20 protein-coding genes and 1 tRNA gene are annotated in these 22,678 nt (G+C 37.2%); 7 read left to right on the forward strand and 14 right to left on the reverse strand.

Translation table 11 applies throughout. The features are described from left to right. Positions 1–40: 40 nt before the first annotated feature. The gene (gene cyaB, locus QXL17_03305) at positions 41–595 is read right to left on the reverse strand and encodes a class IV adenylate cyclase (GenBank protein MEM4258163.1); all 555 of its coding nucleotides are present in this window, start codon (positions 593–595) and stop codon (positions 41–43) included. A 48-nt stretch (positions 596–643) separates the two neighbouring features. Then, on the reverse strand, positions 644–1,651 hold the full coding sequence (locus QXL17_03310; GenBank protein MEM4258164.1) for a PhoU domain-containing protein: 1,008 nt from the start codon (positions 1,649–1,651) through the stop codon (positions 644–646). Positions 1,652–1,823: 172 nt separating this feature from the next. Between QXL17_03310 and QXL17_03315 the strand changes: the two genes are divergently transcribed. The 5 genes from QXL17_03315 to QXL17_03335 all read left to right on the forward strand — a co-directional run bounded on the left by QXL17_03315 (position 1,824) and on the right by QXL17_03335 (position 6,630). Next, positions 1,824–2,681, forward strand: coding sequence for a substrate-binding domain-containing protein (locus QXL17_03315; GenBank protein MEM4258165.1), 858 nt, complete (start codon positions 1,824–1,826; stop codon positions 2,679–2,681). 96 nt (positions 2,682–2,777) lie between these two features. Next, positions 2,778–4,715, forward strand: a complete 1,938-nt coding sequence (gene pstA / locus QXL17_03320) for a phosphate ABC transporter permease PstA (GenBank protein ID MEM4258166.1) — start codon at positions 2,778–2,780, stop codon at positions 4,713–4,715. A gap of 8 nt (positions 4,716–4,723) precedes the next feature. Next, positions 4,724–5,485, forward strand: coding sequence for a phosphate ABC transporter ATP-binding protein PstB (pstB, locus tag QXL17_03325; protein MEM4258167.1), 762 nt, complete (start codon positions 4,724–4,726; stop codon positions 5,483–5,485). A 10-nt stretch (positions 5,486–5,495) separates the two neighbouring features. Further along, the gene (gene phoU / locus QXL17_03330; GenBank protein ID MEM4258168.1) at positions 5,496–6,197 is read left to right on the forward strand and encodes a phosphate signaling complex protein PhoU; all 702 of its coding nucleotides are present in this window, start codon (positions 5,496–5,498) and stop codon (positions 6,195–6,197) included. Further along, on the forward strand, positions 6,190–6,630 hold the full coding sequence (locus QXL17_03335) for an arsenate reductase ArsC (GenBank protein MEM4258169.1): 441 nt from the start codon (positions 6,190–6,192) through the stop codon (positions 6,628–6,630). Before phoU ends, QXL17_03335 begins: the two co-directional genes overlap by 8 nt. Here the strand turns inward: QXL17_03335 and QXL17_03340 are convergent. The 6 genes from QXL17_03340 to QXL17_03365 all read right to left on the reverse strand — a co-directional run bounded on the left by QXL17_03340 (position 6,625) and on the right by QXL17_03365 (position 13,135). Further along, positions 6,625–7,398: a metallophosphoesterase gene (locus QXL17_03340; protein MEM4258170.1), complete on the reverse strand. Its 774-nt coding sequence runs from the start codon at positions 7,396–7,398 to the stop codon at positions 6,625–6,627. The two genes, QXL17_03335 and QXL17_03340, sit on opposite strands and share 6 nt — an antisense overlap. A 55-nt stretch (positions 7,399–7,453) precedes the next feature. Further along, the gene (scpB, locus tag QXL17_03345; protein ID MEM4258171.1) at positions 7,454–8,050 is read right to left on the reverse strand and encodes an SMC-Scp complex subunit ScpB; all 597 of its coding nucleotides are present in this window, start codon (positions 8,048–8,050) and stop codon (positions 7,454–7,456) included. An 18-nt stretch (positions 8,051–8,068) separates the two neighbouring features. Further along, a complete protein-coding gene (locus tag QXL17_03350) occupies positions 8,069–8,938 on the reverse strand; it encodes a hypothetical protein (GenBank protein ID MEM4258172.1) in 870 nt (289 codons plus the stop codon). After that, positions 8,928–12,551 carry a chromosome segregation protein SMC gene (gene smc, locus QXL17_03355; GenBank protein MEM4258173.1) on the reverse strand — a complete coding sequence of 1,208 codons (3,624 nt, stop codon included), beginning with the start codon at positions 12,549–12,551 and terminating at the stop codon, positions 8,928–8,930. The genes QXL17_03350 and smc overlap by 11 nt, the downstream gene beginning before the upstream one ends. 164 nt (positions 12,552–12,715) lie before the next feature. Further along, positions 12,716–12,789: transfer RNA gene (locus QXL17_03360), tRNA-Phe, on the reverse strand. A 25-nt stretch (positions 12,790–12,814) separates the two neighbouring features. Continuing rightward, the gene (locus tag QXL17_03365) at positions 12,815–13,135 is read right to left on the reverse strand and encodes a hypothetical protein (protein MEM4258174.1); all 321 of its coding nucleotides are present in this window, start codon (positions 13,133–13,135) and stop codon (positions 12,815–12,817) included. Between the two features lie 157 nt (positions 13,136–13,292). On the opposite strand from QXL17_03365, the gene QXL17_03370 reads away from it, so the two are divergent. Continuing rightward, a complete protein-coding gene (locus tag QXL17_03370; GenBank protein ID MEM4258175.1) occupies positions 13,293–14,168 on the forward strand; it encodes a hypothetical protein in 876 nt (291 codons plus the stop codon). A 19-nt stretch (positions 14,169–14,187) separates the two neighbouring features. Here QXL17_03370 and QXL17_03375 read toward each other — a convergent pair whose 3' ends face one another. From QXL17_03375 to QXL17_03385, 3 genes are all read right to left on the reverse strand, one after another. After that, a complete protein-coding gene (locus QXL17_03375) occupies positions 14,188–14,433 on the reverse strand; it encodes a hypothetical protein (GenBank protein MEM4258176.1) in 246 nt (81 codons plus the stop codon). A 101-nt stretch (positions 14,434–14,534) separates the two neighbouring features. Further along, positions 14,535–14,771 (reverse strand): RNA repair domain-containing protein, encoded by a 237-nt coding sequence (locus QXL17_03380; protein ID MEM4258177.1) that lies wholly within the window; start codon positions 14,769–14,771, stop codon positions 14,535–14,537. 8 nt (positions 14,772–14,779) lie between these two features. Further along, complete coding sequence (locus QXL17_03385; protein MEM4258178.1) at positions 14,780–15,430, reverse strand: MBL fold metallo-hydrolase; 651 nt, start codon at positions 15,428–15,430, stop codon at positions 14,780–14,782. A gap of 140 nt (positions 15,431–15,570) precedes the next feature. Here QXL17_03385 and QXL17_03390 point away from each other — a divergent pair, with 140 nt between their 5' ends. Then, positions 15,571–16,638 carry a hypothetical protein gene (locus QXL17_03390; GenBank protein MEM4258179.1) on the forward strand — a complete coding sequence of 356 codons (1,068 nt, stop codon included), beginning with the start codon at positions 15,571–15,573 and terminating at the stop codon, positions 16,636–16,638. A gap of 128 nt (positions 16,639–16,766) precedes the next feature. On the opposite strand, the gene QXL17_03395 is transcribed toward QXL17_03390, so the two are convergent. From QXL17_03395 to QXL17_03405, 3 genes are all read right to left on the reverse strand, one after another. Further along, positions 16,767–18,677, reverse strand: a complete 1,911-nt coding sequence (locus tag QXL17_03395; GenBank protein ID MEM4258180.1) for a C25 family cysteine peptidase — start codon at positions 18,675–18,677, stop codon at positions 16,767–16,769. Between the two features lie 238 nt (positions 18,678–18,915). Then, a complete protein-coding gene (locus tag QXL17_03400; protein ID MEM4258181.1) occupies positions 18,916–20,700 on the reverse strand; it encodes a hypothetical protein in 1,785 nt (594 codons plus the stop codon). A 159-nt stretch (positions 20,701–20,859) separates the two neighbouring features. Continuing rightward, positions 20,860–22,521: a sialidase family protein gene (locus QXL17_03405; protein MEM4258182.1), complete on the reverse strand. Its 1,662-nt coding sequence runs from the start codon at positions 22,519–22,521 to the stop codon at positions 20,860–20,862. Positions 22,522–22,678 lie beyond the last annotated feature (157 nt).

A 22,678-nucleotide genomic window follows, 5' to 3' on the forward strand; every position in this document is an offset into this window, starting at 1 on the left:
TCTACATACCAATGATAATTTTAAATGTATTGAACATAGTCTATATAGAGATGACATGTATTGAATTTCTGTCTTTTTTTGAATAGTATTGAACAACATCATAAAAATTCCAGGGTTTGCAATCTGCTTTGTTAAACCCTAACTTCCGAGCGCACTCATAGATACTTGTTTTGGTTTCCGCCTCAATTTCAAGAAACGGAGGAATATATGAAAATTCATCCGTGTGAATATCTATCTCACAGAGGATATTATTATATTTGTAACTGATACGGTGCTTATGAACTGTTAATAATTGTTGAAATCCAAGATATTCTAAGATTGTTTTCATATTCTCAAAATCTGAGATTTCCACTTCGTATTCCTGCATGACCTTCATGGATATATCATGCACCGATTGTTTTAACGTAAGCAAGGTCTTTGATCCTTTTTTCCTCAAACGTAATAGATTTTTATTTTTTGTTAATCGCTGATCTGGAAAATCAAAAAAAACAGTAACAATCAAACCATCGAATATCTTTTGTGCTCCGAGGGATAATAATTTTTGTTCTACAATTTTTTGATTGATCTCAAGAATTTTTACTTCGATTTCTTTCATATCATATCCAAGAATCGAAAAAGTTATTAAATATATATCGAAAATAAGCTATTTATCTTCACCACTGAGATAGTTAATAACTGTTTCAGAAATATTTTCAGAATATTCTCCAATTCTTCGGATACTTTCTGTAAGATAACCGACTGAGAGTGCAACAGAACTTCTTTGTTTCAATGCAAGCGTATTAATTTCAGCACAGAGATTTTCTAATTTTTCGACAGTTTCTATATTGTCATTTGATGCCTTAATATCTTTTCTAAAAAAAGAGGTGATACTTTTGTTAAATATTTCAAGCGAGAGCATTGCAGCCTGAATGATCTGTTCCATATTTTTTTTATCAAGATTACTTTCAAGAACTGTTGGAATGTTTTCTGATATTTTAACAGTATGGTCACCGATCCGTTCAATAATCCTGCTAATCAAATAGCAGGTTGACGAAAATTTTGTAGTAATATTCATTTTTTCAGCAAGATTTACATTTTGTAAGAGGATATTATGCTGGCGAGCAACAAGCCAGTTTAACCGGTCAACTTCATTTTCACGAGAAATAATTTCTTGTGCAATCTCGCTATTTCTAATTTGTAATGCACGAATAGCATCTTCATGCATTCCTTTTACAATAATATGCATTCTTTTAATAGTTCTATCAAAAGGCATTTCTGTTGGATTAAGAAGATCTTTTAGGACAACCATAGTATCTGTTTCTTCAACAACTTCCTGACCGATTGCCATTTGCGTAAACGTACGAATAACGCGCCGAATCGAAGGGGACATACGATGTTGTGTTGTTATTTTTATGAGTGTAAAACCAGCGATATACGCTCCAATAAGACGGCGAAGTAAGAAATTTTGTTGACTTTCTTCAGGTATATTGATTTCTTTAATTTTTTGTATAGATTCTTGCGTCATCTTTGGGGTGATCAAAAGCGTTCCATCAGATTGCATAAAAATACCTAGTGGATCATTTTTTTTGATTTTTAATGACTTAATCCATTCTTTGGGTAGGGTCATAACATACGAAGATCCACCGGTAACTTGCACACGTCGAACATCCATAAGTATTCTCATTCCTATAGATACATCAGGTATTAATAAAATTTTCTATAGCACTATATTGAAATTATATTTCTATATATAACAATATAGTATATGTAGGTAAAGTATATATTAATTTGAAAAGGTGTAAGGTTGGGTGATTTATATAAACGATAACAACAAATTTGGAAAAATGTTAGTGATAAGCCTTATAGCAACCCTGCTGATAGCTGTCGTCGCACTCAGCGGTTGCACCGGACCAGAAACAACTCCCGAAAAACCAGAGACATTAGCAATCGTTGTCGTCGGCCGTGACAGCGCATCGGGAACCAGAGAATTCTTCTGGGAACACGTCATGAAAAAAGAAAATTTCACAACCACAATGCTTGAAAAAAATTCAAACGGAGCAGTCTATCAAACCGTTTCATCAACAAAAGGAGCAATAGGGTATGTAGGTCTTGGATATCTCGATGAAAACGTAAAAGCACTAAAAATCAACGGCGTTGAACCAACCATAGCAAATGTCATCGCAGGTACCTATCCAATATCACGAGCTCTCAATATGTTTACCAATGGAGAACCAACTGGAATAGCAGCAGAATTTCTCAAATATCTCGACAGCGATGAAGGCCAAGCAATTGTAGAAAAAGAGGGTTTCGTCCCAAAAACTTCAACAGGAGCATACAGCAAAACAGAAGGTCTTACAGGTAGTATTACTATTGTCGGCTCAACAACCGTATTACCGATTGCTCAACTAGCTGCAGAAGAATTCAACGATCTGTATGGAGCAACCCTCGTAGCAGTCAGTGGAGGAGGATCCAGCGTTGGTATACAATCAGTCGGCGAAGGTTCAGCAACAATTGGTATGGCATCTCGAGAACTCAAATCAAGTGAAGCAACAAAATACCCAAACCTCGTCAAACATGTTGTATGTAACGATGGAATCGCGATCATTGTCCATCCAACGAATAATTATGTCAATGATCTAACCCTAGAACAACTGAAATCGATATATAAAGGAATAAACACAACCTGGAATGAGTTTATCTAATCAGTATCTTAGACGGTGGATACGACTATCTGAAATTTCCGTATCCACTTTTTAATTTTAATATACATAGAACAGATTTTGGGAGAAACACCAAAAATGAAGAATGTTCATAAAGGAGGAACGCCTTCTCACTCACCAAAAAAAAATTTTAAAGAAAAGAGTATCAAATCAATTTTCTTCATTGCAGCAATTTTTGGTGTTTTTGTCATATTTTCCATTCTCCTGTTTCTTTTCAAAGAAGCATATCCACTACCAACAGATATATGGAGTTTTCTCTCAGGAACCAAATGGAGCCCAACAGAATCACTCCTTTTTGGCACGTATCCCCTGATCATTGGAACCCTTCTAGTAACCTTAGGAGCAATGATCATAGCAATACCAATCAGTATTGGAGGAGCAATATTTATTGCTGAACTTGCATCAAGCAGACTTAGATCATTCATAAAACCAGCAATAGAACTCCTCGCAGGCATACCATCCGTTGTCTATGGTTTTTTTGGATTAATCATACTAACCACTTGGATAAAAGACTTTTTTGGTGTACCTACGGGAGAAACATGGCTTGCCGGTTCAATTATTCTTGGAATCATGGCAATTCCTACGATCACCACCGTCGCAGAAGATGCAATCAAAGCGGTACCTCGCGAACACCGAGAAGGTTCTCTCGCGATGGGAGCTACCCGTTGGCAAACCATAAGTAAAGTGGTCATACCATCAGCTTTATCTGGAATCACTGCTGCAATAATTCTCGGAATCGGCCGAGCCGTCGGAGAAACGATGGCAATCCTTATGGTCTGTGGAAACGCAGCTATCATTCCAACACCACTCTGGAATACCTTTTCACCAATACGAACTCTTACCTCAACACTTGGAATAGAAACCGCAGAAGTTCCTGTCGGCAGTGCACATTATCATGCATTATTTGGTATCGCTGTTCTTCTCTTGATTATCACCCTGTTCATTAACCTTACAGCAATCTATCTCTTAGGATCTATTCAAAAAAAACATTCAGCAACCCACTTCAAACAAAGATCATTACTTTATATCACCATACGTGACAAATTGAAAAAACTTTCAATATCATTCGTAATACTGGTGCTCATAGGTCTCTGCTATCTCATTCTTGGTATTTTGATAGCCTCAGTACTTGTTATTGCATCAGGTTTCTTGCTCTACTATCGAAAAAAAATTTCAGAAAAAATAAAGCAAAAAATCATGTTTTCAACACTTGGAATCTCAATACTTACCATTATTATTTTACTAGGTATCATCCTAATCTACATTATTATCAATGGTCTCCCTGCAGTATCATGGGATTTTTTAACTGAACCACCAAAAAGACTTGGCCGAGAAGGGGGTATTTCCACCGCACTTATCGGCACCCTCTATCTAGTTGGAGGCGCTATAGCAATAGCACTTCCTATTGGCGTTGGATCATCAATTTATCTCACTGAATACACCAAAGAAAACCTCGTTACAAAAATCATCCGAACGGCAGCAGATCTTTTAAATGGCACTCCATCGATTGTCTTTGGATTATTCGGATTTGCATTTTTTGTCTTGTACCTCAAATTTGGCTTTTCATTAATCGCAGGCCAAATAACTCTTGCATTCATGATTATTCCTACTATCCTCCGAACTACAGAAGAAGCATTACGGAGCGTACCTCAATCAATTAGAGAAGGAAGTTATGCGGTTGGCGCGACGAAATGGCAAACCATTCGCAGAGTCGTTCTTCCACCAGCAGCACCAGGTATCATCACCGGTGCTATTCTCGGTATTGGTCGAGCTGCAGGTGAAACAGCACCGATTATGTTCACCGCTGTCGCTTTTTCCTCTTTTTTTCCATCATCACTCTTTGAACCAGTAAACGCACTCCCCTATCATCTCTATATCATTGCTACCAATGTACCTGGAGATGCAGCACGGGTAGCTGCCGGAGGAACTGCGTTAGTCCTCCTTCTTTTAGTAATCGGTTTTTATTCGGTAGCAATCATTATTCGAAATCATTATCATAAAACTATGAAATGGTGAAACACACTATGGAATATAAAGAAATCATTAAAACAGCAAATCTCAGCCTCTGGTATGGAGAAAAACAAGCGTTATTCGATATCAATATGAGTGTATTAGCACATCATATCACCGCACTCATTGGACCATCAGGATGCGGCAAATCAACGTTGATTCGCTGTTTTAACCGCATGAATGACGTAATCGACAAATGTAAAATAACTGGAAGTATCTATTATCATGGAAACGACCTTTATGGTCCAACTGCCGACCCAGTAGAAATCAGGAAAAAAATCGGCATGGTGTTCCAAAAACCAAACCCATTCCCAAAATCAATTTATGAAAACATCGCATATGGGCCTCGAGTACAAGGCAACACGAATAAAAAAGAACTTGATCACATCGTTGAAAAAAGTTTAAAGATCGCGGCACTCTGGGATGAAGTCAAAGATCGACTCCATGAATCAGCCATGGGACTCTCAGGAGGACAACAGCAACGACTCTGCATCGCACGAGCACTTGCCATAGAACCAGAGATCATCCTCATGGATGAACCATGCTCTTCGCTTGACCCAATCGCAACAGCTAAAATCGAAGATCTCATGCTTGAATTAAAAAAAAAATATACGGTTATTATCGTTACTCATAACATGCAACAAGCAGCACGCGTCAGTGACTACACAGCGTACATGTATTTAGGAAAATTAATCGAATTTGGAAAAACAGAACAGATATTTGAGGATCCCAAAGAAGAACTTACTGAAAAGTACATCACTGGAAGATTTGGATAAGGTGGAAAAAATGGTTGAAAAATTTCATAATGAACTCGCGGAGGCAAAAAAAGATGTCGATGTCATGGGACATTTAGCAAAAGATATGCTTTTCAAGTCAGTTGAATCACTGAAAGATCTCGATAAAGAGAAAGCAGCATGGGTGATTTCAAAAAAAATGGATCTTGCAGAGATGGATGATAAAATCGAAGAAAAAGCACTTCGATTAATTGCGTTGTATCAACCTATGGCACGAGATCTTCGTGAAATCGCTTGTATTCTGAAAATGATTACGTATCTGAATAGAATCGGTCGATATGGAAAAGATATCGCAAGACTTGTTTCAGAATTTGAAAAAGAAGGACATGTTAAAAAACTTGTAAGTCTCCCTCATATGGCTGAAATTGTTACAAGTATGCTCAACGATGTTTTATATGCCTTTGAAACTGGAGATATTTCCAAATTTAATGATTTCATTGACCGAGAAATAACCGTTGATGAATTACGATATTCAATCTTCAGAGAATGTCTCAGTTATATGATGGAAAATCCTTCAGTAATTACCCGGTGTACACATTACATCATGGCTGCTCGTTATCTTGAACGATGTGGCGATCATGCATGTAAAATTGCAGAAAAAATTATATATATGGTTACTGGAGACCGCGTTGAAATCGATTGCCGGGAACAATCATCGAAACCTTGTTTCACTGGTGGAAAAAAGCATGGATAAAAAAAAAGTATTATTTTTATGTACGCATAATGCTGCTCGTTCGCAGATGGCTGAAGGATTACTTCGATCGTTATATGGAAATTTGTATGAAGTGTATAGCGCTGGTGTCACACCAAGTCAAGTACATCCCTCGGCTATTGCGGTAATGAAGGAGATCCATGTTGATATTTCGTCACACCGATCAAAAAGTATCGATGAATTCAAAACTATTTGTTTTGACTATGTGATTACTGTGTGTGATCATGCGAAAGCAACTTGTCCTTTTTTTCCAGGAAAAAAAATTATTCATCATAGTTTCAAAGATCCGACAACCTTATCAGAGTTTAGAAAAATTCGAGACGAGATCAAAACGTGGATTCAAACAACATTTAAAGATCCGAATACTCTTGATCACATACCCTCCTATCTATCGAATAGTTCTATAAAGTTATAACCAGGTACCCCCAGTATCATAATATTTGTTTGTACAGCAACCATCTGAGAATTTAAACTCAATCATCTTTTTTGTTGTATCATTAGTGATATCAACTACATAAATTGATATCATATCATCGGTGATATCAATTATGTTGAACGTATTTCCAAAATAAGCACGGGTTCGAGTACATGAAAACGTACCTGCGTTCACCAATAATGTTTTATGAATTTTTACTCCCCACGGAACATGACGATGGCCCATGAGAACCAATGGTACCTCTTGTCGAAGGAGAATATCTAGTGTCTCTCCTGCATCATCAATGATATTTGTCTCACGCCCTGAATTTGGAACTGGAATCACATGATGGTGAAATCCTATAATCGTCAGTTTATTTTTATGTAAACCTTGCTCGATTATTTTATGGCGATTATATCCCAAACGACCAGTATCTTTATCTGGTTCACTTGACGCCAAACCGATTAATACAATGTTATCCTGAGAATGAATAAAATCTGTTTCTCCAAAAAATTTTGGAAATAATTTATATCCAAGGTTTCGCTCATCATGATTACCTGGGACAATAAATTTTTTATGCCTAATACGACCCAATTGTTGTTGTGCTAACTCATATTCAGACAACAATCCCTCTGTAGTCAAATCTCCCGTAACAAAAACAAAATCAGCGTCGATCCGATTAACTAACGTTACCGCTTTATCAAAAATTTTTTCATGAAAATCTAATCCTTTTGTACAATGAATATCAGATATATGAATTATCTTCATAGTTTCATTTGAACTAAGAACAGATTAAGTAGTTTTCGATAAAAAGGCATATACGCTACTTTGTTTCATTTGCTGAAACAGGTGTTTGTTTTTTCTCTTCAGTTGAAGGTATTTTTTGTGTAGAAGTATCAGCTACAACAGAACCAATAACTTTTTTAGCTAAAAACTCACGGATCTCTTCTGGTTTTGTCGAATCAATACCAAAATACTCAGGAAATAACTTCGATGTTGTCAACAACTCAGTTGAACCATGTGGTTTTGAATTAACCAGCCGTAAACTAATCAATTCATCGACATGTTCATAAATCTTCTCACCCACCATATGTCGTAGGTTTGACTGGAGAACCGGCTGATGAAATGCTATCAACGCAAGTGTTTTTAAAAGATCAGTTTTTATTTCAGGTTTTGCAACCATCATAGATTGATCGACAAATTTTTTTTTCACTTGCATCGCATATTTATTCCCTGCTTTAACGATTTCAATTGAAGTCTCATCTTTCCTTTGAATGTTGTAAACAGTAATTAACGACTCAAGGGAGTCAACTACCTGTTTTTGTGTTAATCCGGTTGTCGTTTTTATCTCTTCGATACTCAACGGTTTTCCCGCAGAGAACAGCACAGATTCAACCAGACGATCTTCTTTTAAACCCATTCTATAACTCCCATACCTCTACGTATTATCTACTGTTTTAATATATATTTCTCCAAACGGAAATCTTTTTTGAGATACAATAATTTTTCGTTCATAGGCCAAGAATAAGAGAGAAAGGAAAACCTTAATTCTTTCCTCATTGTTGATTGTTTCACACAGTTCTGTAAAACGTATCGATGGCTTATGAAATGTTTTTATTTTTTCCCAAATAGACACAATATCTTCCTCAAGATGATCCTCATGGGCTGTTCCGCGCATTGCTTTTCGCGCTTTTTCAGATAGACGCAATCGTTCTTCTTTCCGAATCTGTTCAAGGAGTTGAAACTCTTCTGCTTCTTTTCTTGCCTCATCAAAAGCACTTAAAAGTTCCATCAATGTTACTTTTCGCTGAGCATCCCGTCGAAGCGGTTCTTCCAGGGGGGCCTGCGGCATATTCAGTAACAGATTCGTATACGAATAACCATCATCACTTTGTGTCCATGGCATGGTTGGAATATCCTCCCAACCAAAACTCTGCTCAAGCATCTCCTCAGGCTTTTTTTCCATAGAGACAACCAAAGAATCACTCTGTAATCGAAGCACCTTCCAAGCCATATAAATAATTCTACCAGCAGTCATTAAATCAATACGTTCCTTTTTCGCGCGTTGCAGATACAGAGAAGAAAAATTCACAAGGTCAATATCCCAGGGATTCATATGATGATTTAATACAAGATCAAAAACCAGATATATTGAACGATCAAACGGGTTCTCAATGGATACTGAATCACCAGTAGCAGCAGTCTTTACCATTTCAAGATATTCATTGATTCTTGACGCATCATTCATATCATCAATCAAAGCCTTATGAAATAACAAATGATTCACAACACTGTTATCAATGTCCATGAGTATGCATCTCCGTTACTAAAATCTCTCCTTGAGGACCGACCGATTCAGGATCAATGTTTGCAATCATCTCAGATATGCCTGAATCATGCATGGTCACACCATATATGTGATTCGCTTCTTTCAACGCGATCTTTCGTAAAGAAACACTAATAAACTGAGAGTCATCAGATCGTTGTTTAATCATGCGAGACACAATTTCAGCATTTACACCATCAAGAAACATATCGATCTCATCGAGAACATAAAAGGGACTGGGATCATAATACTGGATAGCAAAAATTAACGCAAGTGATGCTATACTTTTTTCTCCACCGGAAAGAGCAGACAATCGAAGTACTTTTTTGCCATGTGGCCGAGCTTTAATAGTTAAACCACTCGTGAAAATATTTTCAGGGTCTTCAAGCACAAGCTCAGCTTCACCACCTTCGGACAACTGGGCATACATCTCTTTGAAATTTTTATTAATTTGATCAAAAACTTCTAAAAACCGTTCTTTCTTCTTACTTGTAATCTCATCAACAAGTTTTATTAAATTCTTCCGCTGATCTTTCAAATGAGTTACATCTTCGTCAAATTTTTTCTTTCGTTCTTCTTGATGCTCATATTCTTCAAGTGCACGCATATTCACTGGTTCAAGTTCTTGCATTTTTGATTCAATCTCACGAACCGTCTGTTTCAACGCTTCAGTATTAGGAAGATTTGTACCATCAGTGATAGTAACTTGATATAATGCTATTTCCTGATCAATCTCCTTAACAGATTCCTCTAAAGTTGGCAATCGATATTTTGACCGAGAAATAAGATCTATATATGATTCAATTTTCGTATTTATAGTATCTAAATCATGTTCAATCGTCACTGTTTTTTTATACAATTCATCGCGCTTCTGTGCCAAATCCCTGATCTTCCCAGACATCTGTTCTTCAACGGTAATGAGTGCTTTCAGCTCATTTTGAATTTTCACTTTTAATTCTTTTGCCTCTTTAATTGAAGTTTTTAACGCTTCAACGTTTTTATCAATTGATTCAATCTTTTGAACAACCTCATTTTTCCGCTCTATCACAAGCTCAATTTTTTTATTCAACGTTTCATGATCAGAACGAAGCATCAGCAAACGTTCCTGTAATGCTTCAACCTCTTTTTCCAAGGTTCTAATCTGTGTTGCACGTTCTTTTTTTGTCGATTTTAAAAGATGTTTTCCTTTCTCTTCTTTTTCTTGATCTAATTCGTTTAATCTTTTTTCAATATCAGAGATCTTTAGAAGTATCTCATTTTTTTCAACTTCACATTGTTGTTTTTCTTGTACTTTTGTTTCCAGATCTCTATGTAAAATATTTAATTTTGCGGCAAACTCTTTTTTCCTCAGCTCCAGTTCTTTTTGTTGGGTATCGCCAAATTCATTTGTTTTCAAAGTACGTAACGAATCTTCTAATTCGGTAATCTCTTTTTTTACCAAAGCAAGTTGCTCAGAAAGAGAATCCTGACTTGCGATAGCTTGCTGTAATTGTCTTGATACTTCCTCAAATTTCGAACGATCAACACCGCCGAAAGACAGCTGGATATTTGGAGGACTCCCTCCGATCATTGCACCACTCGGTTCAACCAAATTACCTTTCATGTCTACTAATCGGACGCCGCCCATCAACCGTCGTGCATCAGATAAAGAATCAACGATGACAGTATCGCCAAATACATACCAAAAAGCAGCTTTGTACTCATCACGAAACCGAACAAGATCAAACGCAAAACCATGTGATTTTTCATCTTTTACTGCAAGTAATGCTTGTGCGCGTGGTTTTCCAAGAATCATTTTATTTAACGGAAGAAATGTTGCTCGACCAAGTTTTTTCTTTGCAAGATATGCGATTGCCTCCGCAGCTGCGGTATCATCATCGACAATAATCGATTGCAGTCGAGGGCCAGCAGCTATTTCAAGAGCTTGTTCATATTTTTTTTCAACGTTGCCTAGCTCAGCAATCGTCCCACGAATTCCTCTGAGTTCTCCTGAATCCCGAGCCGATAACACAGAGGTAACCGCCTGATTATATTTTGAATACACAGTTTGTGCTGCATCAGATTCTGCTTGAAGCTGCGCTTTTTCTCGTTGTAGCCGCAACACGGCCTTTTCAAGATCAGACAGTTGTTCAGACAATTCTGATTCTTGCTTCTTTTTTTCAAATAATTTTTTTTCAATATCTTTAACTTGTTTCGTATTTTGTGTTTTCTCTTTTAACACTTCATCTTGTTGCCATTGTATATCTTTAAGTTCAAACTCATACGTAGCTTTTGTTTCCTGCATCTCCGCGATTTGAACATCACAAGCATGAATTTTTTCTGTTAATCGGTCATGTTTCAACTGATATTCATGGAGCATCGATTGTTTTTCATTAAATTCTTCACGCATCTTTACAAGATCACGGGTAATCTGCAGTGATGTTTCATCGGATTGAGCAATTTCATCTTTTAACGAAGTTAATACTGAACCTTTATTCTGATGTTCTTCTTCTACAATCTGAAGCGTTGATATCAGTTCTTGCTGCTGGTTCGTTAATTCATTTAATTCTTTGGTAATCTGATCTAACATTGTTTCATGATTCTTTTTCTCGTTTTTCTGTTCAAGTATCTGATCATTCGCATAATTGATCTTTTCATCAATCTTTATCTCCTCGGCATGAAGCGCATCAACTTTATTTTTGATTTCTCGAGCTTCTTCACCACCGGCTTCACTTATCTTTTTCTCAAGATCACTAAGTTTTTCTACGGATTCAGCATGCTGCTTTTTTAAAATTTCACGTTGATCGATCAGTTTTTTCTGCTCATTTTCATACGATTGAATCTGACGATTAATTTCAGCGATTTGCTGTTCAAATTCTTGTTTCTTCTTATATGCTATTTGTGCTTTTGTCTCATATAACTTATCTTTAAGTTCTTTATAGCGATACGCCGCATCACGATCTTTTTTCAACTGTCGTATTTGATTAGTTATCTCATTTAAAATAATATTTATCCGTTCGAGATTTTTCTCAGCTTCCATTCTTTCTTCTTCAGCTTTTTTAATATCAGCATCAAACGTACTGATACCTGCAATATCATCGATTATTTTACGGCGATCAATTGAACTCATCTCAACAAGATTAGTTACATCTCCTTGTTTCACGATATTGTACCCATCGCCAGATATACGAGCATGCGTTAACAGGTCAATAAATTCAGATTGCGAAGCAGCACGATTATTTATATAAAAATAACTATAGTAATTGTCAGGGTCATCCTTTAATGGAGCCCGTTTTATCATTCTTGTTAAAACAACCTCATCTGAATTAATCGGCATTTTCCGCTCATGATTGTCAAAAACCAATGACACTTTGCAATATTTTTCAGGGTTTTTATGACGCTTTCCACCGTTGAAGATTAAATCAGTCAGCCGGCCAGCTCTCATAACTTTTGAGCTTTTTGGACCCAAGACAAATAAAATCGCATCAACCATATTACTTTTTCCAGATCCATTCGGTCCAGTAATTGCAGTGAAACCTGGAAACAGAGGAACTGTTAACTTTTTTCCAAATGATTTAAAATTTTCCATTTGCACTTCTTTTAGGTACACATCCATCCCTTTCCACGAGGTGAAGCCCGAAACATCACTTTTTCCCTATATCTTAGTACATCCCAATACTGATAACGAAAAAATGTATATAAATATTATCAAGGACTTTCTCTGGACAATTACTTAAAAATTTTGGTGAACTTTTAAAAAATAACGAGATATATAAAAAGTGCCGCAGGAGGGGATCGAACCCTCGACATCACGGTCTTCAGCCGTGCACTCTCCCTAACTGAGTTACCGCGGCAAGAGAAAAAGAATAAAAAATATTTTTAATCTAATTCTTTAACGAGTTCATTGATAACATCACTCATTTCCTTGAGTTTTGTTTTTAATAACGGGATCGCTTGTTTAACACTTTCCGTCGTAACCGCACCTTGAGGAGATGGCTCAATGAGCCCTTCTTGTTCTAAAATCCGTAACGAATATCGAACCATATGTTGTGGGTGTTTTGTAAGATCAGATAACTTAATAATTCCTGCAGGCTCATTTTGTTGTAACGTTTTTAAAACCTGTACATGCCTTCTTAAAATATCTAATTCAGTTTCTATTACATTAGTTAATACAAACCGCTCTTTTTTTTCATATTTCATAGTCAAAAACCCCATAACACTTGTAGACGTGTTAACACACATAATAAAATTCTACTATTTAAAACCTATTTTTTGAAAAATCAATACGGGCGACCGTCAGATTCCTACATCATCGAAAATTACATTAAAAGAAACTCTTTTCAGTTCATGGATACCTATGTATCTCATAACAAAATGGTTTGGAGTATTCCTCTACCAAGAACAACAACTACAGAAATATATCTTGTTTCCAAACGATGATCAAGAACTCCTCAAACGCATGTATTGCATCGAACAAAAAGAACTCTTAAACGAAGAAAAAAAACTATTAAACACCCATCATAGTCTGATAATCGTTCAAGAAAAACGACTCGCAACAGTCGGAGAATATGACCCGTATAACGCTTTTTTCCAAAAGATAACAATCAAACCAGAAGATTTCAATTTTAGTCAAGATCATCTCCACAGACTCATGATGAATCTTACAGAAAAAAAAATCAATAACCAATTACAATCAAAAGATCTTGAAATCATACAACTAGTTGAAACACTTGACGACCTTATACAAACAGCAAATCTCTTTTCAGAACGACTTGCCGCATGGTCGCTTTTAAAAACCAACGATTACAAACATAAATCCTTTGAGCAGCTCGCTGAAACAGTAAATGAAGAAATACAACGATTAGAACAACAGATTCAAACAGAAATGACCGTGATCGCACCAAACACAACAAAAATTATTGGTCCGCTCATCGGAGCTCGACTGATTTCAAAAGCAGGAGGACTGCAAAAGCTTGCATGTTTACCTGCTTCAACGATCCAAATTCTTGGCGCTGAAAAAGCTTTATTCCGCCATAAAAAAGAAGGAGGAAAACCACCTAAACATGGTATCATCTTTCAACATCAACTAATTAATACGGCTTCCAAAGAAAAACGAGGCAAAAGAGCACGCATTCTTGCAAATATTCTCTCAACAGCAATAAAAGCAGATGCTTTCACAAAACGTGATATCTCACATCAACTACTTTCACAGCTTCATACTAAACTCCAATAACAAGTCAATTTAAAAAGACCTATTGACCTTGTTGTTTTAAAAGCTCAAATTGTTCTGCTTGAATTTCTTTAATAATCTTCTCAATATGATGAATCGCATGTAACAATTTATAGATCTCTTCATCTTCAGGAGACGGAGGAACTGCTTCTTGAGGTTGACCTTCCCTTTTTTTATGAAAATCAGATGCGATATATCTTTCTTTTAAAATATCTCGAGCTTGTTTTAATATTTTAACCTGCTCAGATAGTAAAGTCACATCTTTCATACGGATCCTGCTCATGAAACCTCATTAAAGCTGGTATTCGTTATTCTGATACACAGTAATAAATATTCAAATAAATAAAAGATTTGGTCAATTTAAAAAACTCATTTTTTCTTGATTCGATCAAACAAGATAACAGAATTATATTCAATTCTTAGAATTCGATGATACGGAATCATCGCTGAGCTTGTTTCAAGAAAGGATTTACCAATAGCTTTAATATCAGTCCCCTGAATACTCCGAATATTTCCAGGAGCACCTCGATGCAGGTACCAGATTTTCACCTGATAAATATCCTGGGTCCATTTAATTTTATTTAATACATCACGAATATCATGCATATAAATCGCTATTGTATCTTTGAAAGCATTTCTAACGCCTGTTGTACATGTTTATACCCATAGCGAAGGATATATTCCCCATGACCCGGGTATAAATCAGATATCTCAAGAGCTGCTAGTTTTCTGATCGAACCGAATAACGCTTGTTTGTTGCCACCTATAAAATCATACCGTCCAAAACCACCATATGCAAAAACAATATCTCCTGAAAACAAGGTTTTGCTTGTTTTTCCATAGAGACATAGTCCTCCTAAACTATGACCCGGAGTCGACAGAACCAAGTACTGCTCGTCACCAAGTACTATTTGCTCTTCTCCATATAATGGATGATCCACAAGAATTTTTGGCATTTCAATTCCGAGAATATCTGCAAATTCACTAACCCCTGATTTTAAACTTTCAATTGCATGAGCATGTGCAAAAATGGTAACTTTTTTTGGTAATGCTTGTAGAATGTTTGATACACCACCAACATGATCAAAATGCTCATGGGTCAGAACAATTTGGTCAATATCTTGGATATCAATATATCTTTGTATCTGGTCAAGCACATACGTTTTATTCATTCCAGTTCCAGTGTCTATAACAGTTGTTTTCGTACCAGGAATGATATACACATTTGAATCATATCCTTTTCCAGAAATAGCGTATACAACCATACATATACGAAAGATGTAAGTACTGATAAGCATATCGTTCCTGTTTTTATATTATTACACTTAAAAAAATTCAAGAAACAGTAACAATTAAAAAGCAAGAAACTGTTTACAGGGTAATTCTTTGGGGAGTTTGAACAAGTATGGCTACTGATAATATTGTCCACATTGTTGGAACGGGAACTATTGGAGAGCCATTAATCGGGCTTCTCTGTGACGCAAAAGATGATCTTGGTATTGATGAAGTAACCTTTTATAAGCATAGTCCTACTCTTGAAGATCGACCAAAGATCAAAGGACTTATCAATCGAGGTGCAAATCTTGCTATCAGCGACGATAAAAAGAAAGAATTTCATGACCTCGGCATCGACGCTATGTACGAAGCTGAAGAAGCAATACGACGAGCATCAGTTGTCATCGACTGTACCCCAAAAGGTACTGGTCTTCAAAATAAAGAAAAATATTACAATAAATACAAAAGCAAGGTTAAAGGATTCATGGCACAAGGATCAGAATTTGGCTTTGGAAAAATGTATGCCGTTGGCATCAACGACGAAGCGATCACATCGAAGGATCAATTTATCCATATCGTCAGCTGCAACACCCATAATATCGCGGTCATAATTAAAACGCTTGCTCTTGAAAAGAAAAAAAATCATCTGAAAGAAGGGCGTTTTGTCTGTATCAGACGAGCAAATGATATCAGTCAATCAAAAAGCTTTATACCCTCTCCAGAGGTGGGAAAACACGATGATCCAAAAATGGGTACGCATCATGCCGTCGATGTCTACCATCTCTATAAAACACTCGGGATTGAATTAAATGTTTTTTCAAGTGCAATGAAACTCAACACCCAGTATATGCATTGCATCTGGTATGACGTAAAACTAGACCGAAAGATAACAAAAGATGATGTCATCCAGCGGTTTATAGATAACCCCCGTGTTGCAATCACCTACAAAAAATCAGCGAATCTTGTGTTTTCCTTTGGTCGTGACCATGGACATTACGGAAGAATTCTTGATCAAACTGTAGTTGTGATTCCAACCATTCACGTGGTCAACGACACCGAAGTCATTGGTTTTTGTTTCACCCCGCAAGATGGAAACGCACTGCTGAGCAGTATTGCAGCAACAGAACGATTCTTATACCCAGACTCATATGAAGAAAAACTTCAATGTCTCGGTGCGTTTTTACTTCAAGAAGTATAACCTGCCAAGAAAAACTTCAGTACCGTACTCCCCCAGAACCCTAAATAAAGTGTTTTATTTGACTGCTTTTTTTTCTAAAAAATGATGATTCTAAAAAAGGTAAAAAAAAGGAAAAAAGTGGAGTAGGTTTATGGGTATCCACCAAATTGGAGACTTGGATCACCAAGCAGGGTGAACGCCTCAATTGTTTTTCGATCGATATTATCTGTGTTAATACCACCAATGATGGTGATATAATCTGATATTGCTCGATCATGGCAATCTCCTGCTTTTGTCAGACCTTGAACAGTATACGCATGGTAGAAGCGTGGTTCAATCCAACCACCAAGACCTTCGGTTGTATGTTGATCAATATACCCATATCCTAGACTACTCATGCCAATCGTTCCGATGGATCCACCTTTTTTCTTAAGTAAAAACCACGATGACCAGTCTCGAGGTACCCATTCCATATAGTAGAATCGATAGGAATTTTTTGAATGGTTTTTCCATAAGCCGAAATAACTCATGAACCCATAGGTTCTGATACCGACCAGAATTTCTGACATCGTGGTGTTAAACTGGGCATTATGACATCCTCCAACGAGGACAAACGGTGTTTTTTCTTTGTTTGTTAATTTTTGGATATGTTTTAAGGAAAGACCGTTAATCCAGATTTCTTCATCTTGGGGTGGATGGGTTGACCAGGTTGATGGATTTCCATGACCTGCAAAATGAACAAAACCAGCACCCGCACTAATCGCTTCGATAACATCTGATTCTCCTGTTAACGTTCCTTCGGAAGTCCAGAGTTTTTCAACAGCATATCCAATATTTTGGAAGTTTGTTGCAGTAAGACCTGTCTCGATTTCTCCTTCATAGTATGGATTGGACGCTGGGAAGGTATCTCCAGCGATGCAAATCACTTTTTTAAACCATGACGCCGGTTTTTCGCCAGTCTCATAAGCAATAATCTTGTTGATGATGTTTTTTAATTCAAAACCATAATGGAACGACAAACGACCAACATGCACATCAGGATATCCATCGATGATATCTTTTTTAAAGTTGAGATATTCACCGAAAATCTGATTTCCGTTGGAATCCCAATCATCAAACGTCACATTTGATCCAACAATTTTGTAAATGTCTGCATAGTAGAGATCAGCAGCAAAGCCACTCTCCCAGCCATCATCATTGTTGTTTCTGAATTCAGGTACAATCCATTGTAATGTCTGCCCTTTGCGTCCACCACCAAGAAGAACATAGCTGATACCATCGATTTCAATAGCATCTTTAATCCGTAGTTTTATCTGCTCAGGCAGATTCCGACCAGTGGTATACGTTGCTTTAATGTTTTCCACGGTATCAATTATCGTCGCAATTCCTTTTGCATTTTTATGTGCAATCAACGGATCAAAGAGAGAGAAAAACTTCTCTGAAGTGATGATCAGCATATTCGAACCTCGACCAGTAAAGTATGGTTTTTCTGGTGGAATATAGCTGACGTCAATGTCGATTTCACCTGAAGGAACATAAATAATATTCTGAGCAGGTGAATACTGCGGTGTTATACGTACGGTGAGATAGACAACATGATTATTGTTATTGTCAAGGCCGATACCTTGTGTTATGGTATAGGGTTCAGAGGGATAGAGATCGTTGCTGGAATAAACAGTAGCATCCATAGAAACCTGCGGAGAATACATATCTGCCAGTTCTTTGGATAATGGTACTTTGTGTGGTGCTGGTTCAAGTGGTGCAGCTAATTGATAAGGCTGCGTAGTATACTGAACTTTAATGTTGGAAAATTGTGTATTCGGTTCAAAGGTCTGTGACCAAACCAAGACCGGTATCATTGGTTTTCCGGTTTCCATAAGATATGATGCTTGCTCAGGTATTCGAACACGCACAAATTGATCTTTGTGTTGTATCATTGGTTCCGATACAAAAAGAACACCATGCGTTCTCTGAGTTTGAGGCGTATTTGGCAGTGCAACAGCTCCGAGTCCAGAAAGGACTAATATTCCTACTATAAGTATTGGTAGAATATTCTTCATATTTCATATCCCCAATAAATATTATACTCAGATAGTATATAAACTTACCGTTGATCTCCCCGCGTACGTACCAACTGAAGAAACGTACTTTAATCGACGTTTAACAGGAAAAAAGTTGACAAAATCTAGTTAAATTGGCCATATCATCGATAACTTTAATTTATTTCAACTATTTTATATAATATGATAAAAAATGTTGCATTTCATTTAAATATAAAAAAAGAAAAAAAGAGGGTATTTATTTTATGATGGTAAAGATGATGAATTGAGTACCATCTTTGGTTTTTTCAACTGATTTTCCCTCAGCGCAGGTTGCTGTAACTAAGACCTGGATTGAACCAAAGCCAAGAATTGTTCCAGTTGGGCCAATCGCCTTTTCTTCATTGACAGCAAGCGTCTCAATTGTATCGGTGATGGTTTTGTTGATTCGTCCCAGGATTCCACCGGTGACTTTGATCGTCCAGTCAACATTGGTTGCTGGCGCATCTCCGGTATTCTTTAACACTGCTGCAGCTCCTTTCAAACCACCAGTAATTGATGTCACGTCCAGTTTTGGCTCTGATGGCGGTGATGGCATTCCTTCAAGCGGTGAAAAATATATGTCTTTATCGGCATTTCGACTGTCTACCCATACGATGCCTGCTCGGTGAATATCAACAGAGTTTTCCGCTTCAACAACAGATCCAGCAACATCGTTTATTTGTCTTGGAGTCGTCCATGTTGTACCATCATCGGTTGAATTCATAATATAAAGATTCCCATCATGAATGTATGAACAAAAGAGAGTGCCACCGGCATCGTAAATATCAGGGAATTTCCCACTTGCTATTGTTGTGATCGTCCAATCAACACCATCATTACTACTTGAGGCAAATTTCACATTTCCGGCATCATCCATAAATACAATAGCAATATGTCCATCGTTTCGTCCCGCGATTGCTGGATTCGTTCCTTCTGCAATATACTTTTGATAATGTGTGTATTCGATATCAGCATCGTTTGTATCCGTACCAACTACTTTCTTCCATACAATCTTATCTTGGTTATTTACTTTATCATGATATTGCCATGTAAGATGCATTCTATTATTGCTCAGAAGAATATAATCAGGATCAATGGCTGGAGCTGTTTTTAAACACCATGTTGGAGCTCCGGGTCCTTCTCCTTGTCCATCAAAATAGGTAGCAGTACCACCAGGAGGCGTCTGTCGAATATTATAATTTGTATACGAAGGACAATTTATGATATCATATTCATGACCGCCGATTGTTTCATGGAAATGATATACAAACATCTGGATGATACCATCATAGATTCCCACTTGATTAAAGCTATTTGGTTGATGGAAATAACCACCATCTGAAATAACTGCGTATTTTACTTCGGTTGTTGACTCCGGTGGATCTGAAACCCAATATGAGAACTCAGCATAATTTGGATCTTCCGGATTACCAGTAATATTAGGTATTTTATAAAATCCAACATACTCAGTTCCATCCATATCTTTTTGTAAAACAACACCAAAAAGTCCTTTGTAATCATTTGCTTCTGGTCCTTGGATTAATGCGATATCTGAAGAGAAAATATCTGGGACTTTTACCTGTTCTTGAGTAAAGAACGATTCATAAATAATCGCATGTTGTTGAAATTGATCTTGATCAGGAGGAGACGAAGAATACGTTATTCCGATGTTATATCCTTTTTTATCGCCTTGATCATCAGTATCCTCGTTGTAATTTGTCCAGGTAATCACAATATGTCTCGTGGCATCTAATGTAATTGCAGGCGATGTATCATCCCCATCCGATTCATACCAATCGGGAGAAATTAAAATATTCCCCGATGAACGTGCTATTTTTTGATAATTACTTGGACATACTTGTAAAGATCCTAGAATATTGTTTTGATATTGTTTTTTAATTTCTTCTTGGTTAGTCATAGCGGTCGATGGCGTGATTAGAAGAGTCACGGCAACAGCAATAACTACAATTGCTCCCATTATTGTCTTATTTTTTTTCTTCATAATATCATACCTACCCTCTTATAATTATATCTTATTATTATTATTATTTATTATTATTTTAATATGTTATATATAAACATTTCGTAAAAAGCCTGTTTTCAGGTCAACTCTGAAGAAAAAAAGAGAACAAAAAGAAAAAAAGAGGGTAGATGGTATTTTTTATTTTATAATGGTAAAGATGATGAATTGAGTACCATCTTTGGTCTTTTCAACCGATTTACCCTCAGCACAGGTTGCCGTAACTAAGACCTGGATTGAACCAAAGCCAAGAATTGTTCCAGTTGGACCAATCGCTTTTTCTTCATTGACGGCAAGCGTCGCAATTGTACCAGTAACTTCTTTGTTAATCCGTCCCAGGATACCACCGGTGACTTTGATACTCCATGCGACACTAGTTGCTGGCGCATCTCCGGTATTCTTTAACACTGCTGCAGCTCCTTTCAAACCACCAGTAATTGATGTCACATCCAGTTTTGGATACTGCTGAACCTCTCCAAGTTGCTGGAAATAAATATCAAAGTCATCACCGCGGTCATCAACCCAGACGATACCAACTGAATTCATATCAACAGCATTTTCTTGTTCAACAACGGAACCATCCACATCATTGATTTGTTCTGGTGTTCCCCAGGTTGCTCCACCGTCGGTTGATTCAACAACAAAGAGATTTCCTTCATTGATATATGCTGCGACAAAAGTACCATTGATAACACAGATATTTGGATATTTTCCAGCTGCTGCAACAGTTACCGGTGTTTGCCAGGTTTCTCCATCATTCGTGCTGTAGATACATTTTACTGCATCACCATCAGTATACACCACGGCAACATGGATGGTTTCCCCAGCAGTATACGCAGCAATGGATGGATTTGTACCCTCTGCAATCGTATCCTGGAAGGGAGTGTATTCGTAGTCTGGCTCTTGGGTTGAAACGATTTTTTTCCACACGATTTTTGCAGGTCCTTGTGGATCGTTATACTGAACTACAGTATGGAAATGACTGGGAAGGTTTGCGATATCTGGATCACTTGCTGGTGCTGTTTTCTCCATAGATTGTGCATCAAAGAACCCAATACCTTGTTGTCCAACAACATCGGTATGGAAGCAAATCGGGCAGTCCATGATATCGTATCCACCATAGATCTCGTGATGGATATACATGTTGTACGGTCCCCAAACATTATACCCTTGTGATGGAATATTGACATTGTAATAGGAGTCATCATCGATACTTGCATATTTTGGATCAGGTGCCCCATTCGTCCATGTGTAGAACTGCCAATTTTCATAATTAGTATAATCGTCTATCTGAACACCACCTGCTTCTTCAGTATCGTAGGCCATGAACACTCCAATCATCTGTAAACCATCATGATCATATCGAGCGGTATCACCATAAAATAATTGGGTTGGTCCGGTTAACGCGATTACAACTCCTTTATTCCACCAATCTTCTTGATCTGAAGGGGTTGTAGCATATGCATACCCGAGATTCCAGGTGGATACATCTTCTTCATTGGTCCATGTGACAAATGGATACCCGTCAGGTGTCAGAGCAATGTTTGGTAATCGATCATCCCCAGGATACCACCCAGTGATTGCTACATCGTCATCGGCATTAATGATTTGTGTATCTGGTTTATATTGAGCAGTATAAACTGCTTTGATTTCTCGACGTACGACATTGTTTGGGATCCATGCTGGTTTCGAGGATAGTTGCGGGTTAGTTATTGCGGTTGCACCAGGCAAGATAAATGCAAGAGCAACGGCAAAAACTAGAACAGCCTTCACGAATACTTTTGCTTTATTTTTAGACTTCATAGTTTTCCCCGTCACATATTATGATTTTTATGTATTTATAATTTTCGCTTATAATTAGGTGCTGTTAACTTTAGCATAAAACCTCCATGCGGAGTACATACAGAAACCGTTCGAATTCTGTAGGAATGACAATACCTTATTCAGCAAGAATAGGTGA

Source organism: Candidatus Thermoplasmatota archaeon (assembly GCA_038884455.1).
In the GTDB taxonomy this organism is placed as follows: Archaea; Thermoplasmatota; E2; order DHVEG-1; family DHVEG-1; genus JAWABU01.